Annotated in this window: 12 protein-coding genes and 2 tRNA genes; 4 read left to right on the top strand and 10 right to left on the bottom strand. The window is 43.9% G+C overall.

Annotated elements, in window-relative coordinates:
- Positions 1 to 61 precede the first annotated feature (61 nt).
- Entirely contained in the window at positions 62 to 1,075 is a 1,014-nt protein-coding gene (locus B3Q63_RS11810) for a calcium/sodium antiporter (protein WP_296176969.1), read from the top strand.
- Between the two features lie 69 nt (positions 1,076 to 1,144).
- On the opposite strand, the gene B3Q63_RS11805 is transcribed toward B3Q63_RS11810, so the two are convergent.
- The 3 genes from B3Q63_RS11805 to B3Q63_RS11795 form a co-directional block, all read right to left on the bottom strand.
- Positions 1,145 to 1,798, bottom strand: a complete 654-nt coding sequence (locus tag B3Q63_RS11805; protein ID WP_296176967.1) for an RDD family protein — start codon at positions 1,796 to 1,798, stop codon at positions 1,145 to 1,147.
- A gap of 266 nt (positions 1,799 to 2,064) precedes the next feature.
- A tRNA-Arg gene (locus tag B3Q63_RS11800) sits at positions 2,065 to 2,141 on the bottom strand.
- 186 nt (positions 2,142 to 2,327) lie between these two features.
- Positions 2,328 to 2,417 (bottom strand) — tRNA-Ser (locus tag B3Q63_RS11795).
- A 355-nt stretch (positions 2,418 to 2,772) separates the two neighbouring features.
- Here B3Q63_RS11795 and B3Q63_RS11790 point away from each other — a divergent pair.
- A complete protein-coding gene (locus B3Q63_RS11790) occupies positions 2,773 to 3,567 on the top strand; it encodes a hydroxymethylpyrimidine/phosphomethylpyrimidine kinase (protein WP_296176965.1) in 795 nt (264 codons plus the stop codon).
- A 121-nt stretch (positions 3,568 to 3,688) separates the two neighbouring features.
- Here the strand turns inward: B3Q63_RS11790 and B3Q63_RS11785 are convergent, their stop codons facing one another.
- The 5 genes from B3Q63_RS11785 to ppx all read right to left on the bottom strand — a co-directional run bounded on the left by B3Q63_RS11785 (position 3,689) and on the right by ppx (position 9,877).
- Positions 3,689 to 4,258: a YggT family protein gene (locus tag B3Q63_RS11785; RefSeq protein ID WP_201564470.1), complete on the bottom strand. Its 570-nt coding sequence runs from the start codon at positions 4,256 to 4,258 to the stop codon at positions 3,689 to 3,691.
- 174 nt (positions 4,259 to 4,432) lie between these two features.
- On the bottom strand, positions 4,433 to 5,266 hold the full coding sequence (proC, locus tag B3Q63_RS11780) for a pyrroline-5-carboxylate reductase (RefSeq protein ID WP_296176962.1): 834 nt from the start codon (positions 5,264 to 5,266) through the stop codon (positions 4,433 to 4,435).
- A gap of 168 nt (positions 5,267 to 5,434) precedes the next feature.
- A complete protein-coding gene (gene tilS, locus B3Q63_RS11775) occupies positions 5,435 to 7,045 on the bottom strand; it encodes a tRNA lysidine(34) synthetase TilS (protein ID WP_296176958.1) in 1,611 nt (536 codons plus the stop codon).
- A 178-nt stretch (positions 7,046 to 7,223) separates the two neighbouring features.
- A complete protein-coding gene (locus B3Q63_RS11770; RefSeq protein WP_296176955.1) occupies positions 7,224 to 8,027 on the bottom strand; it encodes an acetyl-CoA carboxylase carboxyltransferase subunit alpha in 804 nt (267 codons plus the stop codon).
- 314 nt (positions 8,028 to 8,341) lie between these two features.
- Positions 8,342 to 9,877, bottom strand: a complete 1,536-nt coding sequence (gene ppx, locus B3Q63_RS11765) for an exopolyphosphatase (protein WP_201618976.1) — start codon at positions 9,875 to 9,877, stop codon at positions 8,342 to 8,344.
- Between the two features lie 511 nt (positions 9,878 to 10,388).
- On the opposite strand from ppx, the gene B3Q63_RS11760 reads away from it, so the two are divergent.
- Positions 10,389 to 10,793, top strand: a complete 405-nt coding sequence (locus B3Q63_RS11760) for a DUF962 domain-containing protein (RefSeq protein ID WP_296176951.1) — start codon at positions 10,389 to 10,391, stop codon at positions 10,791 to 10,793.
- A 136-nt stretch (positions 10,794 to 10,929) separates the two neighbouring features.
- Here the strand turns inward: B3Q63_RS11760 and hemL are convergent, their stop codons facing one another.
- Both hemL and B3Q63_RS11750 read right to left on the bottom strand, forming a co-directional pair.
- The gene (gene hemL / locus B3Q63_RS11755; RefSeq protein WP_296176950.1) at positions 10,930 to 12,231 is read right to left on the bottom strand and encodes a glutamate-1-semialdehyde 2,1-aminomutase; all 1,302 of its coding nucleotides are present in this window, start codon (positions 12,229 to 12,231) and stop codon (positions 10,930 to 10,932) included.
- Between the two features lie 61 nt (positions 12,232 to 12,292).
- A complete protein-coding gene (locus B3Q63_RS11750) occupies positions 12,293 to 12,646 on the bottom strand; it encodes a zinc ribbon domain-containing protein YjdM (RefSeq protein ID WP_296176948.1) in 354 nt (117 codons plus the stop codon).
- A 334-nt stretch (positions 12,647 to 12,980) separates the two neighbouring features.
- Here B3Q63_RS11750 and B3Q63_RS11745 point away from each other — a divergent pair, with 334 nt between their 5' ends.
- On the top strand, positions 12,981 to 13,721 hold the full coding sequence (locus B3Q63_RS11745; protein WP_296176945.1) for a YgfZ/GcvT domain-containing protein: 741 nt from the start codon (positions 12,981 to 12,983) through the stop codon (positions 13,719 to 13,721).
- Positions 13,722 to 13,794 lie beyond the last annotated feature (73 nt).

Genomic DNA, 13,794 nt, shown 5'->3' with positions numbered 1-13,794 from the left:
TCTGAATAGGATTCGGCTTTTTTTATACTCATTTATCCATTTATAAGTAAGGAAATTACTGATGTGGTTGGCGGTTGTTGCAGTATTGGTCGGTTTGGCAATTTTGGTTTGGAGCGCGGATGTTTTTATTGATGGCGCGACCGCACTGGCAAAAAAGCTAAATGTGCCAAGTTTTTTGATTGGGGTGATTATTTTAGGGCTTGGCACGTCAGCGCCTGAAATGGTGGTATCAGTATTAGCCGCAATAGAAGGCAGCCCTGAGTTGGCATTGGGTAACGCTTACGGCTCAAATATCATCAATATCGCTTTGGTATTGGGTGCAACGGTACTCATAAGCCCCATTATCATCCATAAAGGCATCGTCAAGCGTGATCTACCGATACTGGTAGCGATTACTGCTCTGGCGGCGTGGCAGCTGCGTGATGGGCTGCTAAGCTTTAATGATGGATTGGTGCTGTTGGCATTGCTTGTGGTGGTTTTGGCTATTCAAATCGTGATGAGCCTACGTGAAGGCAGCTCAAAACACGTAAATGAAATCAGTAACGGTAATATCGTAGATAGTGAGTTATTAGAAAGCCAAGCAGGAAAATCAGATAATACCGAACCCAGTTTAATACGGGGTTTGGGTGGGCTATTTCTTGGATTATTGATGTTGGTTGCCAGCTCACGGGCGATTGTTTGGGGTGCGGTTGAATTGGCGACTTTTTGGGGATTGAGCGAGCTGATTATTGGCTTGACCATCGTCGCTATCGGGACGTCATTGCCTGAACTGGTCGCAAGCTTATCCGCCGCTCGTAAAGGCGAGCATGATATGGCATTGGGCAATATTATTGGCTCTAATATCTTTAATACCTTGGGCGTTGTTGGGCTTGCAACACTCATCGCACCAATTACCGCCAATCCAATCATCTTATCGCGTGATGTGCTGACGATGGGCGTCATCACCTTATTGCTTGTCGTTTTATCTCTCTTTGCCTTTATCAGCAAACGCCCATTTGGTCGCACATCTGGCGCAACGCTGATGCTGTTCTTTGTCGGCTATACGCTATGGCTGATGCAAACCGCTAATCTGTAAAGCCGTTTGATTTTATAACCTTTTAACATTAAAGCCGTTTGATTTTATAACCTTTAAATACTAAACATATTATTTATTGGCTTTGCGATTTCTAATCACCCGCCACAGCCCTTCATTTTCGGTTTTTGGCATCTTTAAGGTGATGGTATTCGAGAGCATATCTTGTACCGCAAGACCGCGGCGGTTAAACAGACAAAAGGCATAGTTAAAAATAAAGCCCAAAAAGGCACTGGTCAATAAGATAGCCCGTGAGCCGCCGATGACACTACCAATAAGGCCAAATATAAGCGGCATCAGACTTGCGGCCAAGATACGCTTAAACGACTGCCCCCACGTTAGCAGGTGACCACTATTATTGACCGTCTTTAAGCGCCACGTTTGCATACCTAATGTTTGCCCGCCGCGGCGCCAAAACAGCCCATAGAAGCCCACTAGCGTCAGTATAAATGACGGTGTCATTATGGCATTCTGATACCACGTCGGCAGCGATCTGGCTTGTTGCGATTGCGTGCCCGTCTCCATCGTCAATAGCGTACCAATCACGGTCAGTATGGTCCCGACCAAAAACAATAAAGCCAAAATCAACATACCATCATAAAGAATAGCCGCCAAGCGCGTGCTAGGTTTGGCAACCATCGCTTCTTCAACGGCAGAGGTTTGATGCGCTGATTGTTTGCGTGGCGATTTTGCTTTAGGAGCAGCTTTTGGTGACGATTTTGACATGATACAAGCCCATAACAAGCGGAAAATAGAGCGCTCATTGTACCGTAATTCAGGCACTTAGCGTACATTATGATAAGACAAGACTTCTGATGCAAAAGGCTGTTGACTGAAACTTAGAAGGAAGGCTACAAATTGAGATAGAAGCTCATTAAAATAGCAACTCTACAAAAACGACAGACATAAAAAAATCGCCAAATTGTCATAAGACAGGCGATTGATTTAGTTTTAGCTTAATAGTTACATGAACAAATAAGCTAGTATGCAAATGGTGCGCTTGGAGAGATTCGAACTCCCGACCCCTTAGTTCGTAGCCAAGTGCTCTATCCAACTGAGCTACAAGCGCGTACTTTGCACATTATCTACTGAATTATTCAAGAACAATTGCAGTAAATTAGGTTGGTCATTATATAGATAATCTCGCTTGTGTCAACATCTTTTTTAGTTAAATTCAAATTATTTTTAAACTTGATACTAAAAAAACCATTAACGCCAATTTCTGCGTTATTACTCTTTATAACAACTGAATAAATGGCGGTGAAGGAGGGATTCGAACCCTCGATACGCTTACACGTATGGTTCCTTAGCAGGGAACTGGTTTCAGCCACTCACCCACTTCACCGAACGATTTAAGACACTTATCGGAATATTCTTATTAAAAGATGCTTTTTAAGCCAAATATCCTTTTAAACACAGTATCGATGCTAATGATACGTCTTATGCCGTGGGCGGTATTATAGCAAAGCCGAAACGAATTGCAAGCGTTGTCTACAGATTTAACCCTACATTTGCCATAATTATCGATTTAAATGGCTTTATTATTTTTTAAGGGTGAAAATCACCTAGTTTAGCCATAAAAAGCCAATTTTATTTTAGGTTTTACTATTGATTGACGAGAATCTAATGGCTATGGCTTTTTGGGCAATGGATGGCTATAGTATTTATGATTCATTGTAGAATAAATAAAAGGAAGGCTTATGCGACCAGTGGTACTGTGTTTTTCAGGGTTGGATCCGTCAGGCGGTGCTGGATTACAAGCGGATATCGAAGCGATTGGCCAAGCAGGCGCTCATGCTGCCATCGCTTGTACAGCAATCACCATACAAAACTCGCAGCAAGTATTTGGTTTTGAGGCTTGTGCTGCCGCCTTGCTGGAAGCGCAGGCGACCACAGTGCTCGATGATTTACCTGTGCGCGTGATTAAGTCAGGTATGCTTGGCACCACTGACAATATCGCTATGCTGACGCGTTTATTTGCTGAACAGGTTATCGCTGCTGACACGCCGTTTGTACTCGACCCCGTATTGGTTGCCAATAGCGGCGGCAGCTTAGGTGATGAGCAAACCTTGGTAACGGCGTTTCGAGAGCTGCTCCCTTATGCCACATTAATCACCCCAAATACCCATGAGCTACGGGCTTTAAGCGGTGAGCAAGATTTGCATATCGGTGCGCAAAAACTATGCGCCAAAGGGTGTCATGCGGTATTGGTTAAGACCTCACACGACTTTGATAGCGGTGATATCGAGCAGTATTTATATATCAAAGGCGAGATGGTACATAAAAGTGTCTTACCACGCCTAAAAGGCGAATTTCATGGCTCTGGTTGCTCATTAGCAAGCTTTATCGCTGGACGCTTAGCGATGGGCGATGCGCTTGTCGAGGCGGTAAAAGCGGCGGATAGTTGGATTACCCAAACGCTGCGTGCCGCTGATGCGCCGCACCCTGATAATGCTAACGCCCAATTGATACCCAATCGTTTTGTAGAATTTTAGAATAATCTATAGATGGTAAATAAAAAAAGGCGCTCTATATTTTATAGAGCGCCTTTTTATTCAGTGTTCGATTTTATACTAACTTTAACTTAATGAATTTAACTTAGCCCAACATTGGCATTTAGCCCAACATTGGCATAAAGCTTGATGCCAATCCACCGATAAATATCTCAAGTAAATAAAAGGCGAAAAAGGCAACCATCGGTGATAAATCAATCATACCTAAGTTTGGCGTAATGCGGCGAAACGGCGCTAAAATTGGCTCCGCTAAATTAACAATAATGCCAATAATCGGATGCTGAGATTGGGTAAACACCACAATCCAGCTGACAATGATAGAACCAATAACCAGATAGCGGCACATACGCAAAAAGTCTAATACCAAGCTGATAGTACCAGTAAAAAATAGCGGCACAGGCGCAATGCCTTTATGTGTCAAAGCCGCCTTACCAGAGATATCAATCAGACGAATTAAAAACATCAATACAATGGCAGCAATACTAATACGACCTTGGGCGACGGTTGGGAAAATACGCCCGAACACATCGACGATATGGGTGGCTTTATAAGCAGGGGCAACCATAGGATTGCTAGCATCCATTCCAGCAAACTGCAGCATAAAACGGATAAACACCAACATCATGGCGAAGGTAGTGACCAAATCAAAAATTTGCAATAACAGGTTGTTCATGAAGTGCTACTCAATGTGACATTATTAACGGGATTTAGGATGACGAATGTCATTATCAGGCATTTTTATGACTTTAAGTTTTTTATGACTTTAAATTTTTATAATTTTAAATAGGGTATCTCATAAATCATGATATACCCTATTTATAAAGGGTTAATGACAAGTAGCGACTGGCTATTTACTCATCTCTTCACTCAGCGCTTGGCTACGGTCATAACAGGCTTGCATAGCTTGAATTATTTGACGACTGATGTCATTGGCTTGCATGGATTCAATGGCTGCTTGGGTCGTGCCGTTTGGTGATGTGACTTTACGACGTAGCTCGCTTGGTGCGTCTTCACTACCCAGCGCCATTTTTGCCGCGCCTAGCATGGTTTGCATCGCCAGTGCTGACGCTTGCTCTTTATCCAATCCTAACGCCACTGCGCCATCGACCATCGCTTCGATAAAGTAAAACATATAAGCGGGCGCTGAGCCTGATACGGCGGTGACCGCATGCATGTGTTCTTCATTATCGACCCACATGACCAAACCTGAGGCTTCCATCACTGCGGTTGCCAATTGTTTTTGTTCGGCAGAAATATCATCCGTACCGTACAGACCAGTCGCGCCCATTTGAATCATCGCCGGCGTATTTGGCATCGCACGGACGATATTGCCATAGCCACCTAGCATATTTGATAACAGCGCAGTCGATAATCCTGCTGCCACTGAAATCACCAGCTGCGTGTCCAAAACATCAGCAAAACCACTGACCACTGCTTTCATGACTTGCGGCTTCACCGCCAATACCACGATATCAGCACCGATAACCGCCGCTTTTGCATCGGCAGTTGGATCAACCGTATTCAATCCTTTAGCAGCCAATTGCTCGCGCGCTTCACTACTCGGATCAGCAACGGTAATCAGACTCGGTTTGACGCCGCAGCTGACTAGCCCGCTAATCAAAGCCTGCGCCATATTTCCGCCACCGATAAAGCTGATTTTCTTATTATCTAATACTGACATACGTGTCTCCTATTCAAAAAATGCAAAGGCATTCAAACTAACATAATGATAGGTAAAATGACACTCAGTTTACCATACTGCTACTGGCGTCGTTTGATAAATTGAAAGGCTCAGTAATGGCGTTGCTGTTTAAGTAATCATCACTATAGAACGTCGCATATTTATTATTTAACAGGTTTTATGCAGAGTTAAATGGCTGTTGATAAATGCGACAAGCTGTTTTACATCTACATTAATATTCGCCTGCTCAGCATTCAACGCCCAGTTTTCAAAAGGTGATAATAATAAAATAGGCAGTTCTATCGGGCAATCGTTCTCTAAAAGCTCATTTTCACTACTTTCCTTATTCATAAAAGCCACGCTGACTACTACCAAGCTCTCACGCATCCATAATGGAATAGCCAAGTTTTGATAGAGCTTTTTGCTCGCTTGTGGACGCGACGCCATTGCGGTTTGCACACGCTGATTGCGACCTAATGGCGCAAAGGTAATCTTAAGCTTATCTTTATCGCTTTCTACGTTATAGCTTTCTAATAGCGGCGCTACTTCATTTGGCAGAATCTGTAATTGCCAAGTAAATTTATCATCATTACGTAAATTAATTGGAACAGGTTGTCTTCCAGTTGCATGAACACCAGCCCCAATAGGATTAGATTGAGTAAAATTAAATAAGGTTTGCGTCTGCTCGGTAAGCGGCAACTCAAGCCATTTGAGCCAATCGCTGCTGAGACGAAAAAGCTGCTGACGATAGCGGCGAATGGTATAAGACGCTTTGCGACCTTGCCAAAACAGCGCCGTTTTATGGTCATTATCATCACGTTGGCTTAGACTTAAGACATCATCGACGAGCTGCTTAGCGGGCGGTAATGGCTCATCTTGAGCGAGCCAATAATGCAATAATTGGCGCTGACGATAAATCGGTAGTTTTTGCAATTTATCTATATTTAGCGCGCGCTGGGCAGGTGGTAGCTGTAATGATGCAATCTCTATCTGTTGCAAATCCTCGCCTGCTTGGGCATTGATTATTAATTGCGCATCACTTAGTAACTGCGCGCTACGAGCAATATTATCAATAACATTGGAGTTATAGCTCGCCAATATCGGCATAATATCTCGACGTAGGCCGCTACGCACATTATCACCAGCATCGTTGGTCGGGTCATCGATATAGGGCAGCTTTAAACACTGGGCATAGGCGCTGATAGTGGCGCGTTTGATAGTCAGCCACGGTCGCCATAATGCTATATGATGCGTGCCCTGCGTTTGAATGCGCCACGGCTGCATACCAGATAAACCATTTACCCCGGCGCCTTGAATCAGGCGCATTAAAACCGTTTCCGCTTGGTCATCAGCATGATGGGCTAATAATAAAACATCATCTTGATTAAGTTGCGCGCGTATCACATTATAACGCGCTTGCCGTGCCGCTTGTTCATCATGGCCGTCCACTTGGGCGCGTAAAATCCGACAAGGTATATTTTGCACCTTTGCCCACTGAGCCACATGTGTTGCCCAAGCGCCACTATCTGCTTGCAGACCATGATTGACATGCAGTAATTGCGGTAAAAATGGCAATTTACCTTGGCGATAGAGCTGTACGCAAAGTGCTGCCAGCGCCAACGAATCACGCCCACCACTACAGGCCAGCCAAAGTCGTCGACCATGTAGTTGCTCACCATATTCAGCCAGACTGCTTAATAACGCTTCTGCTAAAGCATTATCAATAGGCAGGGTGGCTATCGGCTCAATAGGATGGGAAAGGATTGCACTACTTGTCATAATCATTCTTATTTATTAGGTAGCTATATTTATTACGTACAAATCAATTGACATATAAATGAATCGGCACAAAAAAACGCGCCATAAAATGACACGTTTTTATTTTAACATTAAGCGTAAATCGATATCGTTAAAAGCTAAGTTTAAGTAACCTAGCAATATACTTTCATATAAATGCTTAGCAAGGCAACATCACTTCTGAGTTAAAGGATTTCAGCTTCTCATAACGCAGCTCGCAACGCTCATGCGCATCCATATCTTTAATCTCATCCAATTGATCAACGATTAATGATTTTAGCGCCGTCATGACTGGCTGCGGCTGGATATGTGCGCCCTCACCTTCGTCGATAACCGCATCAATTAAGCCCATTTGATAGAGATTAATGGCATTTAATTTTAATGCTTCACTGGCATCTTGGGCTTTTTCAGCGGTTTTCCACAGGATAGACGCACAGCCTTCTGGAGAGATAACCGAATAAATACTGTTTTGCAGCATATTTACCTTATCGCCAACGCCTATTGCCAATGCGCCGCCTGAGCCACCTTCACCGATAATGGTGACGATGATAGGGACTTTCAGGCTAGAAAATACCGCAATGCTTTCAGCGATGGCTTGCGCTTGCCCGCGCTCTTCCGCACCAATACCAGGGTAAGCGCCTTGGGTATCGATAAAGGTCATCACCGGAATGTTAAAACGCTCAGCCATTTTCACCAAGCGAATAACTTTACGATAACCTTCGGGGTTTGCCATGCCAAAATTATGGGCGATACGCTCGCGCGTACTACGACCACGATGCTGACCAATCACCATCACAGGCTGGCCGTCTAGGCGCGCAAGACCGCCAAGGATAGCCTTATCATCTGCATAAGCACGGTCGCCATGCAACTCATCAAATTCGGTAAACAGCTGATTCACATAGTCCATAAACAATGGACGTTTGGCATGCCGTGCAAGCTGAACGCTATCCCAGACGGTACTCATAGACGCTTCCCTTTCGTAATTCTATATAATGTAGTGATGTTTAATAATGACACTGTTAAACGACAATGTTAGATGACAAAGCTAAATAACAGGATTGTCGGCGTTATCGGCTTTTGGACAATCGATTATCAAAGTACAGTTGTAAACTCAATAGAAGCTATAGTAGCACATCTTAAATAGCATGACATTACTGACAACGCCGCTTTTGTTACGTTAATCTGTAGCGCAATTATTACAATAGTAACGGCTTAGCGTTAAACATCAATGTTAAAAATCAGTGTTAAAAGCCAGTATCAAGAATTAGCACTGATGCCTCAATCACACTCGGCCTCAACCACGCTCAGTTTCACGCCCCATTTAGCAAACTGCTCAACCTCAGTATGCAAATCTGATAATAAGAAAGCATAGTGCTCACTACTCTCGCCAACTGTGATTTGCCAGCGATTATCATCAATCACTTTCAGCTCTAATTCTGGTAACTCATGATCGCTGCGACTATGATGCGCCAGTACCGCTAAGCGTAGCAGCAAACACAGATAAACGAGCGAATCACCGCCGATGGTACACGTCTGCTCTAGCATATCAGCTTTAAGCTTACGGCGATGATTAAGCATCAATTGCGCCATACGCTTTTGATCCACTTGCGAAAACCCTGGAATATCAGAGTATTCAATCAAGTAAGCACTGTGCTTATGGTAGCTGCTATGGGCAATCGCCAAGCCTATTTCGTGTAAGGACGCCGCCCGTCTGAGCAAATCGCCATCTTCGCTATTGAGTGCAAGCTTGGCTTTGACTTGTTCAAATAAATTAAGGCTGGTTTTAACCACTTGTTTGGCTTGTTTTTTATCGCCTGAATAGCGCTTTATCAGTGCCAAAACACTGCGGTCACGCACGTCTTCACTAGCAAAGCGACCGAGCATATCGTACATGACGCCTTCGCGTAGCGCGCCATCTGAGTACACCATGGTCTCGATGCCGAGCACCTTCATGATGGCTCGCAATACCGCAACGCCCGCTGGAAAGACGGCTTTACGGTGTTCTTTCACGCCTTCTAAATCAATGTCATCAACGTTGCCAATTTTAAGCAATAATTTCTCTAACTTTTTAACACCTTTATAAGTGATGCGTTCTTGCTCGTCTGCCCAACCTTTTGAAACAAGGACGTTGCGCACCGCTTTAATCGTGCCACTTGAGCCAACGACACTACTCCAGCCGACTTTTTGATAGCGCCCATTAATCGCTAGCACCTCTTTACGCGCAGCTGAGATGGCATTATTAAAGGCGTCTTTGGTAATCAAGCCATCGGCAAAATACTTCTGGGTAAAGGCGACACAGCCCATCTGTAAGCTTTCAGTCAATAACGGATCGAACTCTTGCCCAATGATAAATTCTGTCGAACCACCACCAATATCAATGACCAAGCGTTTGTCACTACTGGCATTGGTGTGCGAGACGCCCAAATAAATCAAACGCGCCTCTTCTCGTCCGGCGATAATTTCAATCGGTTTGGGCAAAATTTTATTGGCACGAGTGATAAAGTCATTGGCGTTTTTGGCTTGGCGTAAAGCGTTGGTCGCGACGACGCGAATACGCTCAGGTGGCACCGAATCTAAACGCGCGACAAAGCGGCTTAAACATTCAAGACCGCGCTTTTCAGCAGCAGCCCCCAAGATGTTATTCTCATCGAGTCCTGCAGCAAGCTGCACCTTTTCAGACATAGACACCACTTTTCGCACCTCACCATGGTCGAGGCGTGCAATGGCTAAATGAAAACTGTTGGAGCCAATATCAATGGCTGCCATCATTTCATCATCAGCAAGTGGTGGGTTTTTCAGGTAGTCTTTGGGCATAAGCGAGATCGTTACCGTGTCAGATAAAAAGATATTTAAGAGCGCCAAGGCTTTTAAAATAGAGAATACATGGAATGGAACTTAAGTTTTTTATATAAGGGTTTTTATATAAGGTTTTCTTATATAAACCAGAGCTTTTATAATAAGGCTTTTGTATATTGAAACTATTATTATGCGGATTATAGCAAGTTTTGCCATTAAAACATTTATGCAAAACGCTGGCAAGTAAGACGCTAGCACTACTACCTACGGATTAAACCGAAAATAAACAGTCTTTCACCTTAAAAAACAGCGGCCACTTCTGATACTTTTTTAACATAGCCTATTTAACAATATGGGCTTGCTACCGCCGCAATTCTCTATATTATAATAGAGAACAAGCACTTACTTATGGCGATAAGTGTTCGATAGATATAATTCGATATATATAATAAGCACCCATTTTTACCATTAAAGCCCATCATGGAATGATGACGCGCAATCAATAACAACCTGCAAGGAAGCAGAAATCATGAATCAGACAACCGCCCAAGCCTCAAAAACCAACGCTCCTGCTGGCACGGAAAAAACCAGTCATAGCAGCCTTATCCATATAAAACGTCCAGCTAAGCTGAAATTTTACGATTTTTATTTAAACGAACATCAAAATATCGCTTGCCGCCGTTTGCATTTCGCCGGTAGTAGCTTTGGACTTTTGGGATTGGCAAAGTCTGTTAAAAACCGCTCGGCAAAGCCACTACTGAAAGGTATTGCGGCAGGATATGCCTGCGCGTGGGTCGGACATTTTTTCTTTGAAAAGAACAAACCGGCCTCTTTTAAATTTCCTCTACAAAGTTTTGCCAGCGACTTTCGCATGTATAGCGACGTGCTACGTGGCAGACTCAGCTTAAAAGACCGTAAGTTTGATAAAATTTAATTGGCCTAATTCAATAGGCTCAATTTAATTGACTTAATTTAACAAACACGAAAAAGCCAGCATAATAAATCATGCTGGCTTTTTATTTTTACCATTAAGAGCCAAATACTCTTAATGTAGTCCAATAGTTTTCAAACTAAGCGTTTGCCATTTCAGCAAAAATCTCATCAGCGGCTTTAATAGACGCTTCAATGTCTGCATCACTATGTTTGATTGACATAAAACCCGCTTCATAAGCAGATGGCGCGAGATAAATACCGCGGTCTAGCATGCCATGGAAGAAGGTATTAAACACGTTCATATCGCATTCGGTGACTTCATCGAAGTTTTGCGGTACGTTTGTTGCCTTGTCTTTAACAAAGAACATACCAAACATGCCGCCCAATTTATTGGTGCGCAAGTTAATACCATGCTTATCTGCCGCGGCTTGAAAACCATCAACAAGCTGATCTACTTTCGCTGATAATTCCGCATAAAAACCATCGACGGTTAAGTCTTCAAACATCGCAATACCGGCTCGCATTGCCAATGGGTTACCTGATAACGTACCCGCTTGATAAACGCCGCCAAGTGGCGCGATGCAAGACATCACTTCTTTTTTACCACCGAAAGCACCAACCGGTAAACCGGCACCGATGATTTTACCAAAGCAGGTTAAATCAGGGTCAATGCCAAAATACGCTTGCGCGCCGCCAAGTCCGACGCGAAAACCGGTCATCACTTCATCAAAAATCAATACCGCGCCATTGGCGGTACATTCTGCGCGCAAAGTATCATGGAATTCTTGGGTTGGAATGACCATATTCATGTTGCCAGCGATTGGTTCCACAATCACGCAGGCAATCTCACTACCCCATTTCTCAAAGCACTCTTTAATCGCTTGCGGGTCATTATAAGGAATGGTAATCGTATGCTTAGCAAAGTCCGCTGGCACGCCTTTTGACGTTGGTTCGCCAATATCCAGCATCCCTGAGCCCGCTTTTACCAGTAAGCTGTCTGAATGCCCATGGTAGCAACCTTCGAATTTAACGATTTTGTCACGCTCAGTAAAGCCGCGCGCCAAACGAATCGCACTCATAGTCGCTTCTGTACCTGAGCTTGTCATCCGAATCATCTCAACGCTTGGGACGATTTCGCAAATCTTATCAGCAACGGTGGTTTCAAATGGCGTTGGCGTACCAAAACTCAAACCATCATCAGCGGCTTTTTTAACGGCATCAATGACTTTTGGATGTGCGTGACCCAAAATCATCGGCCCCCAAGAGCCGACATAATCGATATAAGCATTGTCTTCGGTGTCATAGATTTTGCTGCCGTTAGCACGGTGCATAAAAATAGGCGTACCACCGACACCGGCAAAGGCGCGAACCGGTGAGTTTACGCCACCAGGGATATGCTTACGTGCTTGCGCAAATAGTTGTTCATTTTTAGTGCTCATAATTATTCTCTACTTATTCATTCGGTCTTATTTTATTAACAATCACTTAATTAACAACAACTTAGGCTTTTTTAACCACTGATGATTTCAGCTTCATTGGTCCATAACCATCCAGTTTACAGTCGATATCATGACCATCAGACGCATCTGGCAATAGGCGGATACCTTTTGCTCTCGTACCGACTTTGATAATGGTTGATGAACCTTTGACCTTTAAGTCTTTAATCACGGTGACGGTATCGCCATCTTGCAGCTCATTACCGACCGCATCACGAATGACCACATCTTGCGCTTCAGCTTGCGCCGCATCGGTTTCAGCCGCGGTCCACTCATGCGCACACATCGGACATACCAGTAACGCACCATCTTCGTACGTATATTCAGCATCGCATTTTGGGCAATTGGGTAAGCTCATAATTTCCTCGTCAGCCGTGATAAATTGGGTGTATTCTAACGCTAACATTGTACCGTAACTCGCCAGCTTTAACCAATCGCTTCGGCTGTGAATACTGTGCTGTGCTCAATTGTCATATTTGCTTATGCGGTAAAGCGGACATTTTTTATCACGTGGTTTTTTATGGTACTCTGCTTTAACCAAATTTGGTTTGATAGCCACTTGCCTTTAGATGGTGAAAACCTCAAACACTACTTTAAGTATTATTTTAACAACTACGTGAACAACCACTTTAATAACTCAGTATTAACCCTAATATCTGAGGCTATAGCGACTGATAAATAGGACAACAATAATGACTCAATCAACATTGCCACAATTTGCCCAGCTAACCATTCAAGGTGAGGATGCGGAAAAATTCTTACAAGGGCAGCTGACCTCTGATGTCACCAAGCTCGGACTTAGCTATCAAGCAACGGCGCTTAGCAATCTAAAAGGTCGTATCGATTTTGGGCTATGGATTAAAAAACAAGAAGAAAAGCATTTTGACGTGGTCATCAGTGCCGATTGCGCTGACGCTTTTCAAGCGCATTTAAAAAAATTCGGTGCCTTTTCAAAGTTTGATACCAGTGTGCCAACGCCCATTTATCCTTGCGTGGTTGCCGACGAGCCGACCTTTAGCCATAAAGAGGAACATAATACGCCCGCAGACACCCAAGCGTGGATGCAAGCAAGTCTTGCCATTGGTAACTATTGGATAGTTGCTGCAACGCAAGGACTGTTTCAACCGCAAGAGCTGCGTCTGCATCAGCGCGGCGGTATGGACTACGATAAAGGCTGTTACTTGGGTCAGGAAGTCATTGCCCGTATTTACTTTAAAGCGGCACCAAAAGCGTTTTTACATTATGTTAGCGGCACAGGTGATGTACCAGCAGCAGGTGATAAGTTAGAAAAGATTCAGGTGGTTAATGCGATTGCAGATAAGAGTGGCTTTAAGGCATTGGTTGTTGCCCGCCCTGAGCATCTAGCAGATAGCGAGCTTACGATATTAGACTTACCACCAGCACTGCAAGCGGATGTCGCCCGTCAAAAATAACGCGACATAATCGATAACCCAAAACGGTAAGCATCTCTTAAAGCCCTTTTACTAAAAACGCAGCAGAGCAATC

This window comes from Psychrobacter sp. UBA2769, from assembly GCF_002352555.1.
Classification (GTDB): Bacteria; Pseudomonadota; Gammaproteobacteria; order Pseudomonadales; family Moraxellaceae; genus Psychrobacter; species Psychrobacter maritimus.
This window is presented reverse-complemented; position numbering and strand designations above follow the sequence as displayed.

Excerpts from the sequence above, each read along its gene's own strand:
- ppx (WP_201618976.1), bottom strand. The coding sequence starts at position 9,877 with ATGCCCAAAGACTACCTGAAAAACCCACCACTTGCTGATGATGAAATG.
- B3Q63_RS11750 (WP_296176948.1), bottom strand. The coding sequence starts at position 12,646 with ATGAGCTTACCCAATTGCCCAAAATGCGATGCTGAATATACGTACGAA.
- B3Q63_RS11785 (WP_201564470.1), bottom strand. The coding sequence starts at position 4,258 with ATGAACAACCTGTTATTGCAAATTTTTGATTTGGTCACTACCTTCGCC.
- proC (WP_296176962.1), bottom strand. The coding sequence starts at position 5,266 with ATGTCAGTATTAGATAATAAGAAAATCAGCTTTATCGGTGGCGGAAAT.
- hemL (WP_296176950.1), bottom strand. The coding sequence starts at position 12,231 with ATGAGCACTAAAAATGAACAACTATTTGCGCAAGCACGTAAGCATATC.
- B3Q63_RS11790 (WP_296176965.1), top strand. The coding sequence starts at position 2,773 with ATGCGACCAGTGGTACTGTGTTTTTCAGGGTTGGATCCGTCAGGCGGT.
- B3Q63_RS11745 (WP_296176945.1), top strand. The coding sequence starts at position 12,981 with ATGACTCAATCAACATTGCCACAATTTGCCCAGCTAACCATTCAAGGT.
- B3Q63_RS11810 (WP_296176969.1), top strand. The coding sequence starts at position 62 with ATGTGGTTGGCGGTTGTTGCAGTATTGGTCGGTTTGGCAATTTTGGTT.
- B3Q63_RS11805 (WP_296176967.1), bottom strand. The coding sequence starts at position 1,798 with ATGTCAAAATCGTCACCAAAAGCTGCTCCTAAAGCAAAATCGCCACGC.
- B3Q63_RS11760 (WP_296176951.1), top strand. The coding sequence starts at position 10,389 with ATGAATCAGACAACCGCCCAAGCCTCAAAAACCAACGCTCCTGCTGGC.
- B3Q63_RS11770 (WP_296176955.1), bottom strand. The coding sequence starts at position 8,027 with ATGAGTACCGTCTGGGATAGCGTTCAGCTTGCACGGCATGCCAAACGT.
- tilS (WP_296176958.1), bottom strand. The coding sequence starts at position 7,045 with ATGACAAGTAGTGCAATCCTTTCCCATCCTATTGAGCCGATAGCCACC.